The organism is Sulfuriflexus mobilis (assembly GCF_003967195.1).
In the GTDB taxonomy this organism is placed as follows: domain Bacteria; phylum Pseudomonadota; class Gammaproteobacteria; order AKS1; family AKS1; genus Sulfuriflexus; species Sulfuriflexus mobilis.
In genome coordinates this window covers 285,808-309,439 of record NZ_AP018725.1, presented here as the reverse complement: position 1 = coordinate 309,439, position 23,632 = coordinate 285,808, and the positions used below count along the sequence as shown (strand labels likewise).

General features: G+C 55.8%; 29 protein-coding genes. 26 read left to right on the top strand and 3 right to left on the bottom strand.

From position 1 onward, the window contains the following. Positions 1 to 362 precede the first annotated feature (362 nt). From gshB to EL386_RS01495, 17 genes are all read left to right on the top strand, one after another. Positions 363 to 1,355 carry a glutathione synthase gene (gene gshB, locus EL386_RS01575; RefSeq protein ID WP_126452620.1) on the top strand — a complete coding sequence of 331 codons (993 nt, stop codon included), beginning with the start codon at positions 363 to 365 and terminating at the stop codon, positions 1,353 to 1,355. Next, positions 1,352 to 2,419, top strand: a complete 1,068-nt coding sequence (locus tag EL386_RS01570) for an FAD:protein FMN transferase (protein ID WP_126452618.1) — start codon at positions 1,352 to 1,354, stop codon at positions 2,417 to 2,419. Before gshB ends, EL386_RS01570 begins: the two co-directional genes overlap by 4 nt. A 4-nt stretch (positions 2,420 to 2,423) precedes the next feature. Further along, entirely contained in the window at positions 2,424 to 2,795 is a 372-nt protein-coding gene (locus EL386_RS01565) for a NusG domain II-containing protein (protein WP_126452616.1), read from the top strand. A gap of 2 nt (positions 2,796 to 2,797) precedes the next feature. Then, positions 2,798 to 3,331: a Gx transporter family protein gene (locus tag EL386_RS01560; protein WP_126452614.1), complete on the top strand. Its 534-nt coding sequence runs from the start codon at positions 2,798 to 2,800 to the stop codon at positions 3,329 to 3,331. Then, positions 3,328 to 4,224: an energy transducer TonB gene (locus EL386_RS01555; protein ID WP_126452612.1), complete on the top strand. Its 897-nt coding sequence runs from the start codon at positions 3,328 to 3,330 to the stop codon at positions 4,222 to 4,224. The genes EL386_RS01560 and EL386_RS01555 overlap by 4 nt, the downstream gene beginning before the upstream one ends. Positions 4,225 to 4,267: 43 nt before the next feature. Continuing rightward, the gene (locus tag EL386_RS01550; protein ID WP_126452610.1) at positions 4,268 to 4,831 is read left to right on the top strand and encodes a YqgE/AlgH family protein; all 564 of its coding nucleotides are present in this window, start codon (positions 4,268 to 4,270) and stop codon (positions 4,829 to 4,831) included. Then, positions 4,831 to 5,238 (top strand): Holliday junction resolvase RuvX, encoded by a 408-nt coding sequence (gene ruvX / locus EL386_RS01545; protein WP_172597576.1) that lies wholly within the window; start codon positions 4,831 to 4,833, stop codon positions 5,236 to 5,238. The genes EL386_RS01550 and ruvX overlap by 1 nt, the downstream gene beginning before the upstream one ends. Beyond that, complete coding sequence (pyrR, locus tag EL386_RS01540) at positions 5,235 to 5,744, top strand: bifunctional pyr operon transcriptional regulator/uracil phosphoribosyltransferase PyrR (protein WP_126452606.1); 510 nt, start codon at positions 5,235 to 5,237, stop codon at positions 5,742 to 5,744. The genes ruvX and pyrR overlap by 4 nt, the downstream gene beginning before the upstream one ends. Positions 5,745 to 5,771: 27 nt before the next feature. Continuing rightward, positions 5,772 to 6,788 carry an aspartate carbamoyltransferase catalytic subunit gene (locus EL386_RS01535; RefSeq protein ID WP_126452604.1) on the top strand — a complete coding sequence of 339 codons (1,017 nt, stop codon included), beginning with the start codon at positions 5,772 to 5,774 and terminating at the stop codon, positions 6,786 to 6,788. Beyond that, on the top strand, positions 6,785 to 8,071 hold the full coding sequence (locus EL386_RS01530) for a dihydroorotase (protein WP_126452602.1): 1,287 nt from the start codon (positions 6,785 to 6,787) through the stop codon (positions 8,069 to 8,071). The genes EL386_RS01535 and EL386_RS01530 overlap by 4 nt, the downstream gene beginning before the upstream one ends. Before the next feature lie 9 nt (positions 8,072 to 8,080). Beyond that, the gene (locus tag EL386_RS01525; RefSeq protein WP_126452600.1) at positions 8,081 to 8,953 is read left to right on the top strand and encodes a dihydroorotate dehydrogenase electron transfer subunit; all 873 of its coding nucleotides are present in this window, start codon (positions 8,081 to 8,083) and stop codon (positions 8,951 to 8,953) included. A gap of 292 nt (positions 8,954 to 9,245) precedes the next feature. Then, positions 9,246 to 9,617 (top strand): hypothetical protein, encoded by a 372-nt coding sequence (locus EL386_RS01520; RefSeq protein WP_126452598.1) that lies wholly within the window; start codon positions 9,246 to 9,248, stop codon positions 9,615 to 9,617. Between the two features lie 75 nt (positions 9,618 to 9,692). After that, the gene (locus EL386_RS01515) at positions 9,693 to 9,974 is read left to right on the top strand and encodes a putative quinol monooxygenase (RefSeq protein WP_126452596.1); all 282 of its coding nucleotides are present in this window, start codon (positions 9,693 to 9,695) and stop codon (positions 9,972 to 9,974) included. Positions 9,975 to 10,162: 188 nt separating this feature from the next. Beyond that, positions 10,163 to 10,666, top strand: a complete 504-nt coding sequence (locus EL386_RS01510; RefSeq protein ID WP_126452594.1) for a GrpB family protein — start codon at positions 10,163 to 10,165, stop codon at positions 10,664 to 10,666. 52 nt (positions 10,667 to 10,718) lie between these two features. Next, entirely contained in the window at positions 10,719 to 11,141 is a 423-nt protein-coding gene (locus EL386_RS01505; RefSeq protein WP_126452592.1) for a thioesterase family protein, read from the top strand. A gap of 97 nt (positions 11,142 to 11,238) precedes the next feature. Continuing rightward, positions 11,239 to 12,207, top strand: a complete 969-nt coding sequence (locus EL386_RS01500; protein ID WP_126452590.1) for a calcium/sodium antiporter — start codon at positions 11,239 to 11,241, stop codon at positions 12,205 to 12,207. A gap of 95 nt (positions 12,208 to 12,302) precedes the next feature. Beyond that, a complete protein-coding gene (locus tag EL386_RS01495; RefSeq protein WP_126452588.1) occupies positions 12,303 to 12,800 on the top strand; it encodes an EamA family transporter in 498 nt (165 codons plus the stop codon). Between the two features lie 158 nt (positions 12,801 to 12,958). On the opposite strand, the gene EL386_RS01490 is transcribed toward EL386_RS01495, so the two are convergent. Beyond that, complete coding sequence (locus tag EL386_RS01490; RefSeq protein ID WP_172597575.1) at positions 12,959 to 13,528, bottom strand: DsrE/DsrF/DrsH-like family protein; 570 nt, start codon at positions 13,526 to 13,528, stop codon at positions 12,959 to 12,961. 154 nt (positions 13,529 to 13,682) lie between these two features. Here EL386_RS01490 and EL386_RS01485 point away from each other — a divergent pair, with 154 nt between their 5' ends. After that, on the top strand, positions 13,683 to 14,099 hold the full coding sequence (locus EL386_RS01485) for a MarR family winged helix-turn-helix transcriptional regulator (RefSeq protein ID WP_126452584.1): 417 nt from the start codon (positions 13,683 to 13,685) through the stop codon (positions 14,097 to 14,099). A gap of 79 nt (positions 14,100 to 14,178) precedes the next feature. Here the strand turns inward: EL386_RS01485 and EL386_RS01480 are convergent, their stop codons facing one another. Next, complete coding sequence (locus tag EL386_RS01480) at positions 14,179 to 15,330, bottom strand: PilT/PilU family type 4a pilus ATPase (RefSeq protein WP_126452582.1); 1,152 nt, start codon at positions 15,328 to 15,330, stop codon at positions 14,179 to 14,181. Positions 15,331 to 15,374: 44 nt separating this feature from the next. After that, a complete protein-coding gene (locus EL386_RS01475) occupies positions 15,375 to 16,412 on the bottom strand; it encodes a type IV pilus twitching motility protein PilT (protein ID WP_126452580.1) in 1,038 nt (345 codons plus the stop codon). Positions 16,413 to 16,542: 130 nt separating this feature from the next. Between EL386_RS01475 and EL386_RS01470 the strand changes: the two genes are divergently transcribed. The 8 genes from EL386_RS01470 (at position 16,543) to EL386_RS01435 (ending at position 23,537) form a co-directional block, all read left to right on the top strand. Next, positions 16,543 to 17,229 carry a YggS family pyridoxal phosphate-dependent enzyme gene (locus tag EL386_RS01470; protein ID WP_126452578.1) on the top strand — a complete coding sequence of 229 codons (687 nt, stop codon included), beginning with the start codon at positions 16,543 to 16,545 and terminating at the stop codon, positions 17,227 to 17,229. Positions 17,230 to 17,535: 306 nt separating this feature from the next. Next, entirely contained in the window at positions 17,536 to 18,363 is an 828-nt protein-coding gene (gene proC / locus EL386_RS01465) for a pyrroline-5-carboxylate reductase (RefSeq protein ID WP_126452576.1), read from the top strand. After that, on the top strand, positions 18,363 to 18,980 hold the full coding sequence (locus EL386_RS01460) for a YggT family protein (RefSeq protein ID WP_172597574.1): 618 nt from the start codon (positions 18,363 to 18,365) through the stop codon (positions 18,978 to 18,980). Before proC ends, EL386_RS01460 begins: the two co-directional genes overlap by 1 nt. Before the next feature lie 8 nt (positions 18,981 to 18,988). After that, on the top strand, positions 18,989 to 19,282 hold the full coding sequence (locus EL386_RS01455; protein WP_126452572.1) for a DUF167 family protein: 294 nt from the start codon (positions 18,989 to 18,991) through the stop codon (positions 19,280 to 19,282). Positions 19,283 to 19,473: 191 nt separating this feature from the next. Beyond that, positions 19,474 to 21,453: a dynamin family protein gene (locus EL386_RS01450; protein ID WP_126452570.1), complete on the top strand. Its 1,980-nt coding sequence runs from the start codon at positions 19,474 to 19,476 to the stop codon at positions 21,451 to 21,453. A gap of 71 nt (positions 21,454 to 21,524) precedes the next feature. Then, positions 21,525 to 22,673, top strand: a complete 1,149-nt coding sequence (gene metX, locus EL386_RS01445; RefSeq protein WP_126452568.1) for a homoserine O-succinyltransferase MetX — start codon at positions 21,525 to 21,527, stop codon at positions 22,671 to 22,673. Further along, positions 22,670 to 23,272, top strand: a complete 603-nt coding sequence (gene metW, locus EL386_RS01440; protein WP_420856719.1) for a methionine biosynthesis protein MetW — start codon at positions 22,670 to 22,672, stop codon at positions 23,270 to 23,272. The genes metX and metW overlap by 4 nt, the downstream gene beginning before the upstream one ends. A 79-nt stretch (positions 23,273 to 23,351) precedes the next feature. Then, a complete protein-coding gene (locus tag EL386_RS01435) occupies positions 23,352 to 23,537 on the top strand; it encodes a hypothetical protein (RefSeq protein WP_126452566.1) in 186 nt (61 codons plus the stop codon). Positions 23,538 to 23,632 lie beyond the last annotated feature (95 nt).

Below are 23,632 nucleotides of genomic sequence, written 5' to 3'. Positions count from 1 at the left end.
CCCCTCGTACCCCTCATTAGTTTTGGTTTCGGCCACTCTCACTCCTGTTTCTTACGGATTGCCTGCTGTTATACAAACAATAGACATTATTTTTAACATTTAACACAATTTTTAGGAAGTATCTATAAGTTATTGCAAATAATATGTATTTTCGCTCTTTATGCCTATCATATGGCCATTTTTGTGGGCTTGGCCGCCCTTTTCTGGGCCACGGGGCCTGACCCTATTCCACACACAATTAAAGACGTTTACCGCGCCGTCGTCCAGCCCCCGGACAAAGGCGGTCTGGTCGATGCCAAGCCCGGCGCAATACGCTAACATGGAGGGCGGCCTTACGCCGTACTAAAATAGCGATGAACGACATGCCCGACCCTAACAAGCCTATTTCAACCAACCCTGTTCCGGCCAGACCCATTCGTCTGGGCGTCGTCATGGACCCCATCGGCGGCATCAAGGTCGCCAAGGACAGTACCCTGGCCATGTTACTCGAGGCACAGGCACGGGGCTGGCATATTGATTATCTGGAACTTGAAGACCTGTCCCTGCGTGATGGTCGCGCCTTGGGACGACTGCGTAAGCTCGAGCTAAACGGGGATGCCGACGACTGGTATCGCCTCGGCGACCATGAGGAAACGCCCCTGGCCGAGCTCGATGTCATCCTCATGCGCAAGGATCCCCCTTTCGACATGGAGTATATCTATAGCACCTACATCCTGGAAGCCGCACAGGCCGAGGGGGTACTCGTGGTCAATCGCCCGGAGAGTATTCGCAACGCCAACGAGAAACTGTTTGCCGCCCGCTTCCCTGACTGCATGCCGCCCTCACAGGTGACACGCCGCGCGGATGCGCTGCGCGCCTTTCTCGCCGCGCAGGGTGACATCATCCTCAAACCGCTCGGTGAGATGGGCGGGGCCTCGATCTTCCGCATCCGCGAGGGCGATCCGAACACCAATGTCATTATCGAGACCCTGACCGGCAACGGCAGTCACTACATCATGGCGCAACGCTTTGTGCCGGAGATCAGCGCCGGTGATAAACGCATCCTGCTCATTGATGGCGAACCCGTGCCCTATGCCCTGGCACGCATCCCCACCAAGGGCGAAACCCGCGGCAACCTGGCCGCCGGCGGCCGTGGCGAGGGTGTCGAGCTCAGTGCCCGCGACCGGGAGATCTGTGCCCGGGTCGGCCCGGTGTGTCGCGAGCTCGGTCTGGTTTTCGTTGGCATCGATGTCATCGGTGATTACCTGACCGAGATCAACAGCACCAGCCCGACCTGTATCCGTGAACTCGACGCCCTCTACGACCTGAATATCAGCGCCCAGCTACTCGATGTCATTGAGAAAAAACTCTCATGACCGGAAAACGTTATTTTCGTTTTGGCCTTTGTTCCGGTCTGCTGGTTCTCGCCCTGTTGCTCAGCCTGTCGGGCTGCGAACGCCAACCCACGGCGCGGGAATTCAATGAAACCGTTTATACCTTCGGCACCCTCGTCAATGTGACCCTGGTCGGGGTTGACGAGGCCCAGGCACAAACCGCCTACACCGCCATGCTGGATGACTTTACCTATATGCACCAGACCTGGCACGCCTGGCAGCCGAATGCCCTGGCACGCATTAATGGCCTGCTCAAAACCGGCGTGCCCTTCTCGCTGGCACCCTCCATATTACCCCTCATCACCCAGGCACAAACCCTCTCTGCACAGAGCGAGGGTCTGTTCAATCCGGCCATTGGCCAGCTGATAAATCTCTGGGGCTTCCAGACCGACAGCCGCGATGAACATGCCCCGCCCCCCACGCCGGACGAGATCGCGCAATGGCTGCGCCAGCCACCGTCGATGGATGACATTGTCATTGACGGCCTCAACATGCGCGGCTTAAATCCGCAGTTACAACTGGACTTCGGCGGCTTTGCCAAGGGTTATGCCGTGGACGTGGCCATCAACCATCTGCGCGAACTCGGCGTCGAGAACGCCATTATCAACGCCGGCGGCGACCTGCGCGCGATAGGCAGACACGGGCAACGCCCCTGGCGGGTAGGTATTCGGCATCCGCGCAAGGAGGGCGTATTCGCCTCGCTGGAGATTGAAGGGGATGAAAGCGTCTTTACCTCGGGGGATTACGAACGCTTCTTTGAATACGAGGGCAGGCGTTACCACCACATCATCGACCCGCGCAACGGCTACCCGGCCGACCAGGTGCGCTCGGTCACCGTCATCCACCCGGATGGCGCCACGGCCGATGCCGCGGCCACGGCACTGTTTATCGCCGGGCCGAAGGACTGGCACCGTATCGCCAAACGCATGGGCATTAAATACGTCATGCTGATCGATAAGGGCGGGCGTGTGCATATGAACCCCGCCATGCAGCAACGCCTGCAGTTCAAATACACGCCTGAGGTCCTCCTCAGCGAGGAGCTGTAGGCCCATGCCTAAGCGCCTGCTAACCGTCGCCGATGGCCTGCTCATTCTCAGCAGCCTGGTCCTGCTCGGTTACCTGTTCAGCCAGCACTTTTCAGCCGGCACCGCCCAGGTCGCCATCATCACGGATCACACCGGTCACCAGCAGCACATCGAACTGCAGCGGGATCAATACCTCTCGGTGCAAGGGGCGATCGGCGAGAGTCATCTGCAGGTGGCCGGTGGCCGCCTGCGTTTCACCGACTCCCCCTGCAGCAACAAACTGTGTATCCATAGCGGCTGGATCCACTATGGCGGCGAGACCGTGGCCTGCCTGCCCAATCGCCTCAGTGTGCAACTGGCCGGCCACGACAATGACTTTGATGCGATAAACTTCTAACTATGACCGCGGCCCCGGCAATCTCTCTGCAAACCCAACCGCAAGACCGGCTCATTGCCGGTTTTGCGGCGCTGGCGATCGTCATCCACATCGCCGAGAGCGCCCTGCCCTCGCCTCTGCCGGGTATCAAACCCGGCCTGGCGAATATCATCACGCTGTATGTATTACTCACCTATGGCTGGCGCATGGCCGCCTGGGTAAGCCTGTTGCGTGTGCTCGGTGGCAGCCTCTTGCTCGGCACCTTTTTATCGCCAACCTTCCTCCTGGCCCTGAGCGGTGCCCTGGCCAGCCTCGCCGTCCTCGCTGTCAGTATCCACCTGCCCGGCCGCCCCTTCGGCCCGGTCGGCCATGCCTGTCTCGCCGCGCTGGCCCACACCAGCGGACAGTTCTTTGCCGCCTATTACCTGTTCATGCCTCACCCGGCCCTATTCGCCCTATTACCGGTATTACTCAGTGCAGCCCTGTTGTCTGGCGTCATCGGCGGTATAATCACGCTCAAGGTTATGCAACGGACACAAGCAGTACGATCAACATGAACCAGACCGCCCCCCTCTCCAGCCCGATGATTACGCCGTTCGACCGGCTCGGCCTGACCCTGTTCTTTGCCGTGGTCCTGCATGCCCTGATCATCCTCGGCATCACCTTCAGTAGTGACCTGCTGAAAAAACCCGAGCTGGTGCAAACCATGGAAATCACCCTGGTGCAGTCCAGGAGTGATAAACCGGCAGAGGATGCCCAGTTCCTTGCCCAGGCCAACCAGCAGGGCAGTGGCAACACACCTGAAACCGATCGGCCGGTAGCCCCGCGCCAGCAACAGGTCGCCACCCCGCACAAAAATCTCGGTACTGCCCCCGACAGTAGCCCGGCCGTTCTGCCACGCCAACAAAGCCCGCAGACCCGCCAGCAGGCCGTGATGACCACCGATAAGGCCAGCAAACACTCGGCGACCCGACCGCAGTCGACCCGCCAACAGACCCAGACGCCGACCGCGAGCCAGCTCATCGCCCGCAGCCTGCAGATCGCCAGCGCCAGTGCCGAGTACGAACAACAAAAACTCGCCAACCAGAAACAGACGCGCAAGAAATTTATTAACGCCAGTACCCGTGAACACAAGTACGCCGCCTATATGGACGCCTGGCGGCAAAAGGTCGAACGCATCGGCCGCATCAACTATCCGGAAGAGGCCAGCCGGCGCAAGCTTACAGGTAAGTTAGTACTCACTGTAGTGCTGCGCCCTGATGGCAGTATCCACAGCATGAGCCTGGACAACTCATCGGGGAACCGTGTGCTCGATGATGCCGCCCGCCGTATCGTCCGCCTGGCTGCCCCCTATGCACCCTTCACCGACGCTATCCGCGCCGAGACCGACCTGTTGCACATCACCCGCACCTGGATCTTCCAGCGTGGCAATCGCCTGACCTCGCGCTAAAAGTCAGCTTGCCAGTCATCGCCGGGTGGCTGATACTTGAAATATGCCTGATACGGATTATCTGAATAACCACTTTCTCATCGCCATGCCGGCGCTGGAAGACCCGAATTTTTTTCACAGTGTGACCTACATCTGCGAGCACAACGAGCAGGGAGCGATGGGCATCATTATCAACCAGCCGCTGGATATCGAGCTGGGCGAGGTCCTCGAACACATGGAGATGCATGACGCCGACGAACAAACCGGTCATCAACCCGTTTATATGGGTGGCCCGGTGCAGCCCGAGCGCGGCTTTGTCCTGCATTGCCCGCTCGGCCAGTGGGACTCCATGCTTGCCGTCACCGACGAGGTCGGTGTCACCACCTCGCGTGATATCCTGCAGGCCCTGCATGACGGCAAGGGCCCAGAACAGACCCTGGTGGCCCTCGGTTATGCGGGTTGGGCGCCCGGCCAGCTCGAACAGGAACTCGCCGAGAATGCCTGGCTGACCTGCCCGGCCGACATAGCCATCATCTTCGGCACCCCGATCGAAAACCGCTGGACTGCAGCGGCCGCCTCGCTCGGCATTGACCTGAATACCCTCTCTGACGAGGTCGGCCACGCCTGATGCCGCAAACCCTGCTCGGCTTTGATTACGGTCGCCTGCGCACCGGTGTCGCGGTCGGCCAGACCCTGACCGGGACGGCCTCGGCCCTCACCACCCTCAATGCACGCCAAAACAAGCCTGACTGGGACGGCATCGACAAACTCATCCGTGAGTGGCAACCCGATGGCCTGGTCGTCGGCGTGCCCGTGCACATGGACGGCACCGAGCAGGAAATGACCAAGACCGCACGGAAATTCGGCCGCCAGCTGAAAGCGCGCTACAATCTGCCCGTTTACGAAGCCGATGAACGCCTCAGCTCGGCTGAGGCCGAACATAACCTCGGCAGTGGACAGGACAAGGCGGCCATAGACCGCGAGGCGGCCCGCCTGATCCTGCAGGCCTGGCTGGATGAACAGGGGATGCAATGAGAACCGTTAACGAAGACGTAACACAACATATCCACGCGATGGGCGAGGCCCTGCGCGAACAACTGGCCGAGGCCGAGATCAGCAAGCCGCTCATGATCGGTATCCACACCGGAGGGGTCTGGATCGCCGAACACCTGCACCGGCAACTCGGTCTGGATGAAGCCCTCGGCACACTGGACATCTCCTTTTACCGCGATGACTTTACCCGCGTCGGCATGAACCCGCAGGTCAAACCCTCGGCACTGCCCTTCTCGATTGCCGACCGCCACCTGATCCTGGTCGATGACGTACTGCACACCGGGCGCACTATCCGCGCCGCCATGAACGAGCTGTTCGATTACGGTCGCCCGGCCTCGATCTGGCTGGCCGTGCTGGTCGAGCGCGATGGCCGCGAGCTGCCGATCTGTGCCGATGTCGCCGCACTCAATATCAAGCTCACCGAGGGGGAGCAGATAAAACTCAACGGTCCCGATCCGTTGAGCCTGACAATTTTTGAGGCAAAGTAGAAAAGAATCTGCAATAATGTGCCCTTAATGACAACGCGCAGCACTCACTCGTCCACTGCCCCGATAAAACGGCCGCGAACGATCCAGATCGACAGCAACGGCCGGCTCCGTCATTTCATCGCCATCGAAGGTCTGCCCAAGACCATCCTCACCGAAATGCTCGATATCGCCGAGTCGTTTGTCAGTGTCACCGCCCAAGACGTAAAAAAGGTCCCGCTGCTGCGTGGCCGCACTATCTGTAACCTGTTTTTCGAACCGAGCACACGCACCCGCACTACCTTCGAGCTGGCCGCCAAGCGCCTCTCCGCCGACGTGCTCAACATCAACATCAGCGCCTCCAGCTCCAGCAAGGGCGAAACCCTGCTCGACATGCTGCGAAACCTCGAGGCCATGCACACCGACATGTTCGTCGTCCGCCACTCCAGCAGCGGTGCCGCGCAGTTCATCGCCAGCAAGGTCGAACCACACATCAGTGTTATCAATGCCGGCGACGGCAGCCACGAGCACCCGACCCAAGCCATGCTCGACATGTTCACCATCCGCCAGCACAAGCCGGACTTCTCGGCCCTGCGCGTCGCCATCGTCGGCGACCTCCGGCATTCACGGGTGGCGCGCTCACAGATCCATGCCCTGAATACCCTCGGTGTCGGTGAGCTACGTGTGGTCGCGCCGCGCACCCTGATCCCGGCCGGCATGGAGAGGCTCGGCGTGCAGATCTACCAGAATCTTGAAGAGGGCATCCGTGATGTCGATGTCATCATCATGCTGCGCCTGCAACGCGAGCGCATGCACGGTGCCTTTATCCCCAGCGAACAGGAATACTTCCAGCTCTACGGCCTGACCGAGGCGCGCATCGCGCTGGCCAGACCCGATGTCATGGTCATGCACCCCGGCCCGATTAACCGTGGCGTGGAAATGGACTCGGCCGTCGCCGATGGCAAACACTCGGTGATCCTGCAACAAGTCAGTAACGGTATCGCCATCCGCATGGCGGCCATGTCGATGGCCATGCGCAGCCGCGCCGATGCAAAGGCCGAGGCATGAGCCCGATTCATATTCAGGGCGGCCGCCTCATCGACCCGGCCAATGGCATCGACGCAGTGACCGACCTCTATCTCGCCGAGGGTGTCGTCGCCGGTGTCGGCAAGGCCCCCAAGGGCTTCAAGGCCGAGACGGTCATCGACGCGACGAACAAGATTGTCTGCCCCGGTCTGATCGATCTGGCCGTGCATCTGCGTGAGCCCGGTCAGGAACACAAGGGCACCATCGCCAGCGAGACGGCCGCCGCCGTGGCCAACGGCATCACCTCGGTGGTCTGTCCCCCGGATACCGACCCGATTGTCGATACCGAGGCGGTGGTGGAACTCATCCTGCACCAGGCCAAACAATCGGCGCGGGCCATGGTGTTGCCACTTGGTGCCCTGACCCTCGGCCTGGCCGGTGAACAGCTCAGTGAAATGTACGCCCTCAAGGGCGCCGGTGTTATCGGTCTGAGTAACGCCAAACGACCGCTGACCAATAGCCTCGTCCTGCGTCGCGCCCTGGAGTATGCGGCCACACACGACATGACCGTATTCATTCACGCCAATGACCCGACCCTGAGCGGTCACGGCTGTGTCCATGAAGGCCCGCTGGCGACCCGCCTCGGCCTGCCCGGCATCCCCGAGGCCGCCGAGACCGTGGCGGTGGCCCGCGACCTCGAGCTGATTGAACAGACCGGCGTCCGCGCCCACTTTTGTCGCCTCTCGACCTCACGCGCCCTGAACATGATCGCCCGCGCCCGTCACGATGGCCTGGCGGTAACCTGTGATGTCGCCGTACACCATTTATATTTAACCGAGGTCGATATCCGCGACTTCGACAGTGCCTGTCACCTGATCCCGCCGCTGCGCAGTGAACGTGATCGCGACGGCCTGCGCGACGGCCTCAACCGTGGCACACTCGACGCCATCTGTTCCGACCACCAACCGCACGAACCGGACGCCAAGCAGGCCCCGTTCGCCGAGACGGCACCCGGCCTGTCCGGCCTCGACACCCTCTTGCCGCTGGTGGTGCGCCTCGCCAATGAGGGCGTGCTGTCACTCAGTGAGGCACTCGCCAAGGTCACCGTCAGCCCGGCGGATATCCTCGGCCTGAAGAGTGGTCGCCTGAATACCGGCGCACCGGCCGATGTCTGTATCCTTGACCCGCAGGCCAGCTGGTTTGTCAGCGCCGAGAGCATGTATAGTCGCGGCCTCAACACCCCCTTCAAGGGCTGGGAAATGCCGGCCCGCGCCACGCAGACACTCGTCGGTGGCCGGCTCGTGTTTGATACCCGCAAAGAATGACCCACGCTTATGAGTAACCTCGAACCACACCGCAACACGATTTTCACTGAAGATGCCGTGATCCTCTCGCACGATGCCTTTGCCGGTGATCAATACATCCTGCGCCTGCAGGCACCGAAGATCGCCGCCAGTGCCGAGGCGGGCAGTTTTGTCCACATTCGCTGTGCCGAACTGTTGCCGATGCGTCGACCGATCTCGATCATGCGCGTCGATGCCAGCAACGGTTATGTCGACCTGCTGTATAAGGCCCTCGGCCACGGCACCCGCCTGCTCGCAGAACGCAAGGTCGGTGAGACCGTCAGTGTCATGGGTCCCATCGGCCGTCCGTTTGCGCCAAGCGCCGAGCGCAAGCGACCACTGTTGATCGGGGGTGGCGTCGGCATGCCGCCGATGGTCTTCATCGCCGACAGCCTGCGCAACACCGATCACGAACCGTTTGTCATCCTCGGTTCGGAAGTGCCCTTTCCGTTCAAGGTCCAGCCCTCGCAACACATGATCCCCGGCCTGCCCGCCGAGGTCATTGGCAGCATGCCACTCATGGAAGACTGGGGCGTCATCTGCCGGCTGGCGAGCCTGCAAGGCTACCCAGGTTGTTATGAAGGTTACGTTACCGACCTCGCCCGCATCTGGCTCGATGCGCTGAGCGAAGAAGAAAGAAACCAGGTAGAAATCTTTTCCTGCGGCCCACACCCGATGCTCGAGGCCGTTGCCAAACTCGCCGCCGAATACGACCTGCCCTGCCAGGTCTCGCTCGAAGAATTCATGGCCTGCGCGGTCGGCGGTTGCGCCGGTTGCGTAGTCAAGGTTGAGACAGAAAACGGCCCCGCCATGAAACGCGTCTGTGTCGACGGGCCGGTGTTTGACGCTAGAAGCGTCTTTTAAGATTAATGAATGATGATCGATCTTTTATTCATCAATCATCATTCCTAAATCATCAATCAGATCCCCACCCTGCTATTGATTTTGCCGCGCCACTGGGCGATGCTCGATCCTGCCCTCTGGGGAGAGGTCGACTAACCAGCACTAATTTTTATTAAAAAAGGCCCTATAAAAAACATTAATCCATTGATTATAGTAAAGTCTGTTTTTATCAGAACCCAAAAGGTCTATTTGAAAGGGGCGTTTTAGGCCTTCTAATTATAGTTAGGCGCTATGGAGGAATGAGCCACTCACCATGAAATGGATAGCGCATACTACCTTCATCCTAATGGCCGTTGCTGCGTGTACTACCATCTTTTTTGTGAGCGCACTTAAACCGACCAGTACTGGTGCGTTTGTGTTTTTCGCAGTCTGGCTAATCCTCCCTTATGTAATTATTTGCGTAGCACTATTAATCTTGCAGCGTAAAGGAACAGCATCTTTTCATTGGTATGTTGTCGCAGTCATAGTGACCATTGGGGGCATTTTATTTTTGGCGGATGTCATTTTCTGGCACCGAGATGCACAGGGAGCTATCGCTGTGTTAATGACTCCAATACTCCAAGGCGGTGCGTTGGCTCTTTTGCTACCTATTGCTTGGTGGGTGTCGCGAAATGCGCGCGCCTAACACGGGGTTCGAGAGGGACGCGCCAAAAGCAGCGCGCCCCTCAACTTTACGTTATACATCTAAAAGGAGTCAGAGTTGTCGAAAGTTATTCTGGAAGGATATGTTCTTGTGGCTGATTCTGACCTCGCTGCTGTAAAGAGAGAGCTTGCGAATCACATTCAATTAACCCGGCGGGAAGAAGGCTGCTTAGTCTTTGAAGTATCTCAGGATCATGAGAATAAGAATCGATTTAATGTATACGAAGAGTTTACTTCTCAAGGTGCATTCAAGTTACATCAGCAGCGTGTTAGCAGTACCGAGTGGGGCAAGGTTTCGTCAAGACTAGAAAAGCATTACAAGACTAATGGTGCCGGCTAACATAGGAACGTTCACGTATAATAGAAATAGGTACGAGAGAGAAATTGTTTGTAATATTAGAAACAATTTCTCTCTCGTGAAGTATCACTATTAAGCTTAACAAACGCATCAAGAGTAGCTGGTTTTCCACTGGCTCTTCAAATAAGTCCATTACGTGGGCGCGTAGCATTCCAAGGAAATGGCATCATATGAAACGAGCATCAGTAATTTTAGAAAAGTATGATCCTTCATGGCCTGAAAGATTCGAGATCGAAAAAAACCATTTAATAGCCATTGTAGGGGAGTGGAACTTCGGCGGTATTGAACACGTAGGCAGCACAGCAGTACCGGATATGGTTGCCAAACCGGTAATTGATGTAATGTTTGGTGTAAAGTCCCTTGAAGGATCTAAACCGGCAATTGAAACCTTGGTAGAACATGGTTACGAATATTGGCCGTATAAAACGGATGTAATGCATTGGTTTTGTAAACCATCAGATGCTTTTAGAACACATCACCTCCACTTAATACCTTTTGAAAGCCCTTTGTGGAAAGCGCGTATTAAATTTCGTGATATTTTGCGTTCAGATAAAATAATTGCAACGCAGTATGCAAACTTAAAAAGAAAACTGGCAACTTCATATAAGGAAGACCGAGAGACCTATACAGAAAAAAAGTGGCCTTTTGTCCAGCAAGTATTGCGCCGCACATAAAATGCTAACAAGCACTTCTTGAGGAACATTTTTCTCGCCAGTGGAGAGATCGATGAGAGAATCCCTGAAACCCGGTATCCGATACGAGCACCGATTCATTGTCCCGTCGTCGAAAACTGTTCCGGCGCTCTATCCGGAGTCAGACGAGTTCATGGCCATGCCTGAAGTCTTTGCTACCGGCTTCCTGGTTGGTTTCCTCGAATGGGCCTGCATCAAGGCCATTAAGCCGCATCTCGACTGGCCACAAGAGCAAACCGTTGGCACGCACATTGATGTGAGCCACGAAGCGGCAACACCACCGGGCCTTGAGGTCACGGCTAGCGTTGTCTTGATTGCAGTCGAAGGCAGAAAACTTGTTTTTGACGTGGAGGCCCATGATGGCATCGACCTGATCTCCAGGGGCCGGCATGAGCGATTCATTATCAATAAAGAAAAATTTGATGCCAGGCTTGACGCAAAAAAGAATACTATATAATTAGGTAGTCAGCCTACAAAAACCCGGCACCTGTGGAGACAAAACAAGACATGTTCTCTATCAAGACTCCCATCCCTATGCCCGGAGGCCCTGAACCGTGATAAATCTTCTGTTTTTGGTACTCGGGGTGGCCTTGCTTACCGTTGGCGGTGAAGCATTGATCCGGGGTGCCTTGACGGCTGCCAGGCGCCTCGGTGTATCGCCATTGCTAAGTGGTATCGTTATCGTAGGCTTCGGCACGTCGGCGCCGGAGTTGGTGGTTTCTGTCGATGCCGCAGTAAGCCAGCGGCCGGATATTGCTATTGGCAATGTCGTCGGTAGTAATATCGGCAATATTTTGCTGATTCTTGGAATATGTGCGCTGATCACACCGATGGCAGTCAAACCGCTGGCATTACGCCGGGACGCTGTGACGATGGTTGCGGCGAGCATATTGTTCATGTTTCTGGTCCTGATCGGGGGCGGCACGCTGGGTCCCGCCGACGCCGTGATGTTCTTGATGGCCCTGGTGGCTTACCTGGTATGGGCCTATTGGAGCGAACGCTATCATGCCGCACCTTCTGCAGAACTACACAAGGCCGAAGCCAAAGAACTTACCGCCCTGCCAAAATCCGTAACATGGACGGTTACGACCGTGCTAACGGGGCTATTGCTGTTAATTGTGGGCTCGCAGGTGCTACTCATGGGGGCCGTCGGGATTGCCGAACAGCTTGGCGTTTCCGAGGCCGTAATTGGCCTGACCCTGGTAGCCGTGGGTACCTCTCTGCCGGAACTTACCATTTCGGTGATCGCGGCATTACGTCGGCATGCCGATGTAGCCGTTGGCAACGTGCTGGGTAGCAATATCTTTAATCTGTTGGGGATTCTGGGTATCTCCGCCCTGCTGCAACCACTCCCCGTCCACGCAAGAATTCTGCAATTCGACCAATGGGTCATGCTGGGGGCGTCTCTGATCCTGTTATTATTCTTGTATACGGGGCGGCGCCTAAGCCGTCTGGAGGGTGGCATACTCCTGTCTGGCTACGGTGTTTATATCGGCCTGAGTTTTACTGCATTCGGTGGTTAATGCCAGATGAATATATGCCTACAATATATCCTACGTATCATCACTGTGATGGGCTTCGTCGCTAGCCGCCCACCTACTCACAAGAATAAACTCCTATGAATATAAAGCCGGAGAATAAAAATATGTGGATTGTTTATGCCTTCCTGTCTGCATTCACGGCCGCACTCGTTGCTATTTTTGCAAAACTTGGACTCCGTGAAGTCGATCCGACGCTAGCAACCACGCTACGCTCAATCATCATGGCGGCCTTTCTTCTGGTGCTTGCCTGGGGATTGGGTAAATTTCACAATTTCACCGTCATCGACCTTAGCGGAAAGGAATGGGGGCTGCTGGTATTGGCGGGTATTGCCGGTGCGCTATCATGGCTTTTTTATTTTCTCGCCCTTCGCGATGGCATGGTTTCCGCTGTGGTGGCTATCGATCGCCTGAGTATCGTCTTTGTTATTATTCTCGCCTCAGTTTTTCTTTCAGAAATGCTGACATGGCGAACGTTTGCAGGCGCAGTGCTCATGGTATGTGGTGCCATCCTTATTTCCCTTAAGGGGGATGACTTTGCGCAATTATGGGCAGATCTGTTGAGGCTTATAAAATAAGGATATCACTCCTGGCGAGGGTGATTATAAGTGCCAGGAGATCATTCAGAATCCATTAAACGTCATAACAGCGAAAATCGAGGTCGCAGTAGCACATAGAAATGCAATTTTATATGTGCTACTGGCCCCTTGGAATTTCATGCCTGCCATTTTGATCACTAGGATATAAAATAGGCCGTCCGCGCATTCAAGGCGACTTCATACATGGCCGCAACCCCACAAATATCAACGGGTACGGCCCATTCATCTTCATCAAAGCCCATCATACCCAGTGACGGAGAGCACACCTGAAAAGTCACCCCGGCTTCTACTGCGATCTCAATTTGTTCTTCCAGTGAAGACATTTGACCCTTCATCATGTAGTTAAACATTTTTCGGCCAATGCCGCCAAAAGACATTTGTGAAGGCGCCAGATCCTTGCTGTTTGCAGGCAGCATCATATTGATCAGTTTATGTGTGAATTTTTTACCTTTTAGCTTTCGCCCTTTTTTGATCACCGAGCATCCCCAAAAGGTAAAAAACATGGTGACTTCCATGCCCATACCTATCGCGCCATTGGCCATCATAAATGCCGCCATGGCTTTATCAAAATCGCCTGATAAGACGATTATTGAGACTTTATCTCCGGGCATCCTGTGCTTAAGCTCTTTCACCTGGGCTTCCAGGTCTGTTATCTTATTTTCGAGTGAAACCTCTGCCAGGGCATTACTTCCAATTACTGCACTCATCGTATCTCTCCTATAATCAGGCTGGTTCTGTTTTATATTCATTAATGGCGGGATATATCAATCCGCCGACCTGTTTAAAGAGTATTAAAATAAGGTAATATAGTGAATATGTTTTTTGATTGTTAGCCTAACTAACTAGTTACAAAAAGATGGCATGATTATGGAGTCTTTGCGCGTTATCGAGCTTTTGGAAGCCACTCAGACATTTGAGAGGAAACTGAATCTGGCGTTGATGTATTCCGGATTGCGCCTGCCGCAGTTTCGTACCATGCTCTTCCTGGAGTGCTCCGGAAAAATTACGGTTTCGGACCTGAGTCGGCATTTGAATGTCACGCGCGCCACCATGAGTGTGTTAGTCAACAACCTCCTTAAGGCGCGGATTGTTGAAAGCATTAATAACCCAAATGACAAGCGCTCTTTTTACATCAAGCTGACTGAGTCCGGCCTGAACCGGCTGACCCTGGCCAAAAGCGAGGTTGCATTGGTGGAAGACAAGATTTCTCAGGACTTCTCCGCCGAAACCATTGCTGCACTCAATACGCTTGCATCGTCGTTAATTGTGAAAAACTAACTCATGATGAAACAGTGATCGATAATCGTCTTTTTAATCTGGCAGCCCTAAGTCACCCGTGTCACTTCGCGTCAGCAAACTAGAATGACAGCCCGCCCCCGGGGCTATTGTCATCTTCTTCCATCAGGGTCATACCCTCAACGGCCGATTCCATGTTTTCGGCAGCCGCCTTGTCGCCGAGCTTGATCATCAAACGCAGTTCGTTGGCTGAGTCGGCAGCGTGAATGGCATCTTCGTAAGTGATTTCACCGGCCGTATACAGTTCATACAACGCCTGGTCGAAGGTCCTCATACCCAGCTGGTTGGACTTGCGCATGAGTTCCTTCAATTCGTGTACCGCACCCTTGCGAATAATGTCGGCGGCAAGCGGTGTATTGATCAGCACCTCGATCGCAGCGCGACGGCCCTTGCCATCCGGGGTCGGGATCAATTGCTGGGCAATAATACCCTTCAGGTTCAGTGACAGGTCCATGAGCAACTGGTTACGACGGTCTTCCGGGAAGAAGTTAATAATACGGTCCAGCGCCTGGTTGGCGTTGTTGGCGTGCAGGGTCGCCAGGCAGAGGTGACCGGTCTCGGCGAAGGTGATCGCGTGCTCCATCGTTTCGCGGGTCCGGATCTCACCAATGAGGATGACATCCGGTGCCTGACGCAGGGTATTCTTCAGTGCCGTTTCAAATGAATCGGTATCCAGGCCGACTTCACGCTGGGTGATGATGCAGCCATCATGCTGATGAATGTATTCGATCGGATCTTCGATACTGATGATATGCCCGGTCGTGTTCTTGTTACGGTAGCCGATCATCGCCGCCAGCGAGGTCGACTTACCGGTGCCCGTACCACCGACGAACAATACCAAACCACGCTTGACCATGGCGAGGTTCTTGATGATCGCCGGCAGACGCAGCTCTTCCAGTGAAGGGATCTTGGTTTCGATCTTTCGCAGTACCATGCCGGCATGGTTACGCTGGATAAAGGCACTGACGCGGAAGCGTCCTATACCGGAGGCCGAGATCGCGAAATTACACTCATGGGTATCGTGAAACTCTTTCTTTTGTGCCTCACTCATGATCCCCTCTACCACTTCCATGGCCTGGCCCGGGGTCAAGGTGTTCTTGGTCACCGGCGTGATCTTGCCGTTGACCTTCAGCGACGGGGCCATACCGGCGGTGATGAACAGGTCAGATGCGTTTTTCTGTACCATGAGTTTGAGCAGCGAATCAAAATCCATGCCTGTATACCTTAGTTTTCAGAATATCGTGTGGAACAATCCGCTTACGAAAACTGTTCCTTGTTTACCGCACGCATACGTGCATCCTGTACCGTGATCTGACCCTTGGCGACCAGGTCTTTCAGACACTGATCGAGGGTCTGCATGCCGACGGCCTGGCCGGTCTGGATGGCGGAGTACATCTGCGCGACCTTGTTTTCTCGAATGAGGTTACGAATCGCCGGATTGCCGATCATGATCTCGTGCGCAGCAATACGGCCACCGCCAATCTTTTTCAGCAGGGTCTGGGCAATAACTGCGCGCAGGGATTCTGACAACATCGAACGCACCATATCTTTTTCTGCGGCCGGGAACACGTCGATAATACGGTCGATGGTCTTGGCGGCAGAACTGGTATGCAGGGTACCGAATACAAGGTGCCCGGTTTCCGCCGCAGACAGGGCCAGGCGAATAGTTTCCAGGTCACGCATTTCGCCAACGAGGATAATATCCGGGTCTTCACGCAAGGCCGAACGTAGCGCCTCATTAAAACCCAGTGTATCGCGGTGCACCTCACGCTGGTTGACCAGGCACTTCTTACTCTCGTGAACAAATTCGATCGGGTCTTCAACCGTAAGAATGTGCCCAAACTCGTTATCGTTCTTGTAGTCGACCATGGCGGCCAGTGTGGTCGACTTGCCGGAACCGGTCGGGCCGGTGACGAGCACAATGCCACGCGGCACATCGGAGATCTCCTTAAACACCGCTGGCGCACCGAGTTCTTCCAGCGACAGGATACGCGAGGGAATGGTACGAAACACCGCACCCGCGCCACGGTTATGGTTAAAGGCATTGACGCGGAAACGCGCCAGGCCTGGAATTTCAAACGAGAAGTCGGTCTCGAAAAATTCTTCGAAGTCCTTACGCTGTTTGTCGTTCATGATGTCGTAAATGAGACTGTGTACTTGCTTATGATCCAGTGCTGGCACGTTAATACGACGAATGTCACCATCGACACGAATCATCGGTGGCAGGCCGGCGGACAGGTGCAGGTCCGAGGCGTTGTTCTTCACACCGAAGGCAAGTAGTTCAGCAATATCCATTGAATCCTCCCGGGGGACTTTCTCGTTATGCAGAAAATATTGTTAATCGTATCGTATATACTACAGGCCGACAGTTCCTTATCGGTTCGGTCAATTTTTTCTACAGTATAGCCTAACCGCAGATTTTGGTATGACCGACATCACATCCCGGCTGCTGGCCGTTAAACAACGCATTGAGCAGGCCGCCCAGCGCAGTGACCGCAATCCAGACTCCGTGCAGTTACTCGCGGTGAGCAAGACCCGCCCGGCCGAGGATATCCGCCAGGCCCACGCGGCGGGGCAACGGGCCTTTGGCGAGAATTACCTGCAGGATGCCCTGCCGAAAATCGCCGCACTGGCCGACCTGGACCTGGAGTGGCACTTTATCGGTGCGATCCAGTCGAACAAGAGCCGCGATATTGCCCAGCACTTTGACTGGGTGCACACCGTGGAACGGGTAAAGATCGCCCGCCGCCTCAATGAGCAACGCCCACCGGGTGCCGCCCCCTTAAATATCTGCCTGCAGGTCAATATCAGTCAGGAGGCCAGCAAGGCCGGCGTCAGCCCGGATGAGGTGCTGCCGCTCGCCAGGGCCATTGCCACGCTGCCGAACCTGCGCCTGCGTGGCCTGATGGCCATCCCCGCCGCCAGCGATGATGTCGCGATACAGCGCGCGGCCTTTCGCGCCCTGTACGCGTGCCAGCAACAGCTGATTGCCGAGGGCTTTGAACTGGACACCCTGTCTATGGGCATGAGCGATGATCTTGAGGCCGCGATCGCCGAGGGCAGCACCCTGGTGCGTATCGGCACAGCCATTTTCGGAACAAGAAGTACCTGACTCCTGAGTTATTAGCGCAGAGTCGCAAAGGTCGCGAAGAAATATCGATTAAAAATCTGCTGTTCTCTATTTTTAACTGAAAATCACAGTGTTTTCCTCTTACCCTCACCTGACAGGAAAAGAAATCCCCGTATTTATAACCCTCTACTCGACAAGTTGAATCCATCGGGAAATGCCCTTTTATAGATCCTTTGCGCTCTCTGCGCCTCTGCGCCCTCTGCGCCCTCTGCGTTCCCAGCTCGAAACTCAAAATAGTCCCAACAACCCGGCCTTGTATAAAACCTTAACTGGCATTATCTTGCCCCTATGACTACATCTCATATTGCCTTCATCGGTGGCGGTAACATGGCCGCCAGCATTATCGGTGGCCTGATTGCTGATGGTTACGCCGCCGATTGTATCCACGTCGCCGAGCCCGATGCCGACAAACGTGCGGCTCTCGCCAGCCGCTACGGTATCCATACTGAGACCGATAACTCTGCGGCCGTTGCCAAGGCCCAGGCCGTGGTACTGGCCACCAAGCCCCAGGCCCTGCACGAGATCTGCAGTGCCATGGCCGAGGCCGTGCAACAACAGCAACCCTTGATCATTTCCATCGCCGCCGGCATCCGCAGTAGCGACATCGATCGCTGGCTGGGAGGCAATACGGCGATAGTCCGTTCCATGCCGAATACCCCGGCAATGGTGCAGAGCGGGGCCACCGGCCTGTATGCCAATGCACAGGTCAGCGCCAGTCAGCACGAACTGGCCGAATCCATCATGCGGGCAGTCGGTATCACCCTGTGGCTGGGGAATGAGGCCCAGCTTGACGCGGTCACCGCCCTCTCCGGCAGTGGCCCGGCCTACTTTTTCTATGTCATGGAGGTGATGGCGAGCGCCGGCAAGGCCCTCGGCCTTGAGGCCGATGCGGCCCGCTTGCTGGCTATCCAGACCGCCTTCGGCGCCGCCAAACTGGCCCTCGAATCCAGCGAAGACCCGGCCATCCTGCGCGAACGCGTCACCTCGCCGGGCGGCACCACCGAACGCGCCTTGTCCGTGCTGCGCGAGGGCGGGCTCGAGGCGCTGTTTATCGAGGCACTGCAGTCCGCCAATGACCGCGCTGCCGAACTGGCCGACCAACTGGGGGCAAAATAATGGGTAATGGTTACCTCGCCGCACCGATTATCTTCCTCATTGATACCCTGTTTGGCCTGTACATACTCGTTGTCATGCTGCGTTTTTTGCTACAGACCGTGCGCGCCGATTTCTACAATCCTATCTCGCAATTTATCGTCAAGGTCACCAACCCGGCCCTGCGACCGCTTCGCCGCCTGATCCCCGGCTGGGGTGGCATCGATAATGCCTCGCTGGTGCTGTTGTTCGCCCTACAGTGTGTGGCGCTGCTGCTGCTCGGCCTTTTCAGCGGTGCTTTCGGTGATGGCCTGAGCATTCCCGGCCTGCTCATGGCCAGCATCACCAAGCTGGTCTCGCTCCTTTTATATGTCTACCTGTTCGGCATCTTTATCCTCGCGCTGCTGAGCTGGATCAACCCCGGTACCTACAACCCCGTCGCCTCCGTGATCGCCAACCTCACCGAACCCCTGATGCGCCCGGCTCGTCGGCTGATCCCACCGATCGGTGGCATGGACCTCTCACCCATGGCCGTGATCCTGGGCATCTATATCCTACGCATGCTGCTCATGCCGCCGCTCATCGGCCTGACCGTAAAACTCGGCTTCCCCGTCGGCCTGGCACGGATCGTCTTCTACTAGGCACTCTCATGGACACCTTCTACCGCTGGCAGGGAGAAGACCTGATCCTGCTGGTGCGCCTGCAGCCGCGGGCCAGTCGTGATGAAATCATCGGCGAACAAGACGGCCGCCTGAAGATCCGCCTCACCGCGCCGCCGGTCGAGGGCAAGGCCAATGGCCTGTTGCGCAAATTTCTTGCCAAGACCTGTGGTGTTGCCCCGCAACAGGTCATGCTGGAGAGCGGCGACAGCCAACGCAACAAGCGCCTGCGCATCCGCGCGCCACGACAACTCCCGCCGGGAGTGACCCGTGGGAATGAGTAAAAAACATTCAAGTTTCATAGAGTTGCTACCGATACCAAAAACATACCTGATTTTTTTTCCACAGGGTCTATAAGTAAAGTATATAGAATCAATAAAAAAACGTGACCGGCTTCACGGAATCCCACCATCCGGAACTTTACCCTGAAGATGGGTTTTTACACCCCCACGCCGGGGTCGAGGAATGTTTTGCCATGAATAATGAGTTAATGCAGCAGGTCGAGGCCTACGCAAAATGGAAAAACGACCTGATCCGCGAGATCGGCAATTACCAGGCATGGCTGGAAGACAACGGCCTGAGCGCGCCGGAAAATGATCTGCGCATCTACGAAACCCTCGAGGCCCTGAAGTCAGACAGGATCACGATTGCCTTTGTCGCCGAAGTCTCACGTGGCAAGACTGAGCTTATCAATACCCTGTTCTTTTCGCAGTACAAGCGCCGCCTGCTGCCCTCACAGGCCGGCCGCACCACCATGTGCCCAACCGAACTGTTTTACGATAGCAGCGCCGAGCGTCCCTATATCCGCCTGTTGCCCATTGAAACCCGCCTGGATGAAAAGAGCATTGCCGAATTAAAGCAGGATGAGATCGAGTGGACCAACATCAACCTCGATATCGATTCCGCCGACAGTCTCGCCGAGGCCTTCTCTGAGGTCACGCGTACCAAGCGTGTCAGCGTTGAGCGTGCCAGGGAACTCGGTCTCTATGATGAGCAACAGTATGCGCATCTCGAATCGCAGGACATTACCACCACGCACATCGAAATCCCGCGCTGGCGTCACGCCATGATCAACTTCCCGCACCCGATGCTGGAACAGGGCCTGGTCGTGCTCGATACCCCGGGGTTGAACGCTATTGGCAGCGAGCCGGAACTGACCCTGAACATGCTGCCGAATGCACAGGCGGTGCTGTTTTTGATTGGTGCCGATACCGGCGTCACCAAGTCTGACATGGACATGTGGCATCACCATATCAATACCTACCGCCTCAGCCACAACAAGGGCCTGTTGGTGGTGATGAACAAGATCGACACACTCTGGGACGAGCTCAAGGAACCCAAGGCAATCCACGACAGTATCGAGAGCCAGTGCAGGAAAACCGCTGAAGAACTCCGCATTGATCGTGACAATATTTTCCCTGTCTCGGCGCAGAAAGGCCTGCTGGCGCGCGTCAAGGAGGATGATGTGCTACTCAACAACAGTGGCCTGCCGGCACTCGAACATGCCCTGAGCCGTGATATTTTGCCCGAGAAACACCATATCATCAGCGAGAACATCATCGCCGAGATCGGTGCCATGATCGAGAATGACCGCACCACCCTGCAGGCGCGTGTCGATCAGACCAACAAACAACATGCTGAATTGCAGACCCTTTGCGGTAAGAATGCCGACGTCATTATGCACCTGCTGAAAAAGACCCGCGAGGAGCAGATTGTTTACAACAAGAACGTCGAGAACCTGAGCACCAGCAAACGCATCATGGGCAATTATGCCGCCAAGCTGCTTGAGCAACTCGACCTGACCACCCTCGACAAGCTCGTGGCGCAGACCCGCAAGGACATGACAGGCAGCTGGACCACCGCCGGGATGAAGGGCGGCATGAAGTCCTTCTTTGATAACGTAACCCAGACTATGGACAATGCCTCGACACAGGCACTCGAGATCCACAAACTGGTACGTGCGATCTATCACAAGTTCCACAAGGAGCACGGTTTCAAGGATATGAAACCAAAGCTGTTCACCACTGATCGTTTCAAGAAGGAACTCGACCTGCTCTACCGCGAGGCCGAGTTGTTCCGCAAGAGCCCGGTAACAACAATGAGTGAGCAGGGCTTCGTGGTGAAGAAGTTCTTTATCTCCATGGTCAGCAAGGCACGCAATATCTTCTTCAACGCTAACCAGGAGGCCAGCCGCTGGTCCAAAGAGGTCATCGGGCCTATCACCGCCCAGGTCAAGGAACACAAACAGGCCATTGAGAAGCGCCTGGAGACCCTGCGCCGCATCAGCGAGTCGCGTGACACCCTGGAAGGCAAGATCGAGGAACTGGAAAAGGAATTGCAGTCACTCGAAGGCCAGTTATCGGCCATCAATCTGATGCTCGAGGTGGTCAAAAGGCCGTTTGTTGCACCGCTATCGAGTGACGAAGATAGCGCCGCTGCCGCCGACGCCTCCTGACAGGCTTGCTACCACGCGGCGCTGTCTTTAGACTCTGCGTATGAAGTACTTCGCAGAGTTTAAAGCGCCCCATGCCTGATCGCATCCCGGAAGACTCCGTTGGCATAATCAGCCCGCAGACGATGCATTTCGATGCCCCGCTGGCGCTGGTCTGTGGTCGCACGCTGCCGCAATACGACCTCATCTACGAGACCTACGGCGAAGCCAATGCCGATAAATCGAACGCCATCCTGATCTGCCATGCCCTGTCCTCGGACCACCATGCCGCCGGTTACCACAGCATGGAAGATCGCAAACCCGGCTGGTGGGATGCCTGTATCGGCCCCGGCAAGGTCATCGACACAAATCACTTTTATGTCGTCAGTCTGAATAATCTCGGTGGCTGCAAGGGCAGTTCCGGGCCAACCAGTATCAACCCGGCCACTGGCAAGACCTACGGCCCGGACTTTCCCATCGTCACCGTCAAAGACTGGGTAAAGAGCCAGGCCCTGCTCGCCGACCGGCTCGGCATCGACAGCTGGCAAGCCGTGATCGGCGGCAGCCTCGGTGGTATGCAGGTGCTGCAATGGAGTATCGATTACCCTGACCGCATCAGGAATGCCGCCGTCATCGCCTCGGCACCAAAATTGACCGCGCAGAATATCGGTTTTAACGAGGTTTCGCGTCAGGCCATTATGACCGACCCCGAGTTCCATGAAGGTCGCTACAGCGAACACGGCGTGGTGCCGCGCCGGGGCCTGATGCTCGCGCGTATGCTCGGACACATTACGTATCTTTCCGATGATGCGATGCGCGAAAAGTTTGGCCGTGAACTCCGCGAAGGACGTATCAACTATGGCTTCGATGTCGAGTTTCAGGTCGAGAGTTACCTGCGCTATCAGGGCCAGAGCTTCGTCGACCGTTTCGATGCCAACACCTACCTGCTCATGACCAAGGCCCTCGACTACTTTGACCCTGCCGCCGACTATGACCATGACCTGAGCAAGGCCCTGTCACATGCGCGGGCAAACTTCCTGGTGATTTCATTCAGCAGCGACTGGCGTTTTGCCCCGGAACGTTCGCGCGAGATCGTGCGTGCGCTGCGTAACAACAATCACAATGTCAGCTATGCCGATATCGAGGCCCCTCATGGCCATGATGCCTTTTTGCTGCCCATTCAGCATTACCTCGATGTCTTCGGCGCCTGGATGAGCCAGCGGGTGAAGGAGGTCTCCGCATGAGCGAACTGCGTCCCGACCTGCAGATCATCAGTGAGTGGATCACCCCCGGTAGTCGCGTCATGGATCTTGGCTGTGGTGATGGCACCCTGCTCAAGCACCTGAATGACACCCTTAAGGTCAAGGGCTATGGTCTTGAGATTGATATCGATAACATCGTCCAGTGTATACAAAGTGGTGTGAATGTTATCCAGGCCGACCTCGATGAAGGCCTCTCTGACTTTGAAGGCGCGCCGTTTGATTTTGTTGTCATGACCCAGGCGCTGCAGGCCGTCAAGCACCCCGATCGGCTACTTAATGAAATGTTGCGCGTCGGTCATGAGGGCATTGTCACCTTTCCCAACTTTGGTCATATTAGCTCACGCCTGCAATTGGCCTTTGGTGGGCACATGCCGGTGACCAAAATCCTGCCCAGCGAGTGGTACAACACGCCGAATATTCACCTCTGCACGCTGACCGACTTTGAGCACCTGTGCCGGAATAACGGCATTCATATTATTGAACGCACCGTGGTGGACCGATCCCATAAGGCCGGTCTGGGGATGCGGTTGTTGCCGAATTTGTTGGGTGAGATTGCGATTTATCGGTTTAAGCGGAAGTAGACCTCCGCTTTTTTGTCGCGTCCAATGCCCGGTTCTTGAACCTGCTTAGTATCTATTCGCCTTTAAGCGAGGTATTTGTATGAGAATCCTGTTCAGTATTATCGCTGGTGTGGTGTTTGCCTACTTCTTCTGGATGATATCGGTACGAATCGAGATTTGGTTACTTGAACCACAAATACCAAACATTAGTATTTTCGTCATGACGCCAATAGGTTTCGTGGCAGGGGCGATCATTGGCTACCGGGTCTTTGGCGAGAAAAAGTAAGGCCTAAAAAACATTTAACGGCGCCATTACAATGTTACAAAATCAGATTATGCTCAGCATCATCTCTACCCTGGCCGCAGTCTTTCTTGGCCTGG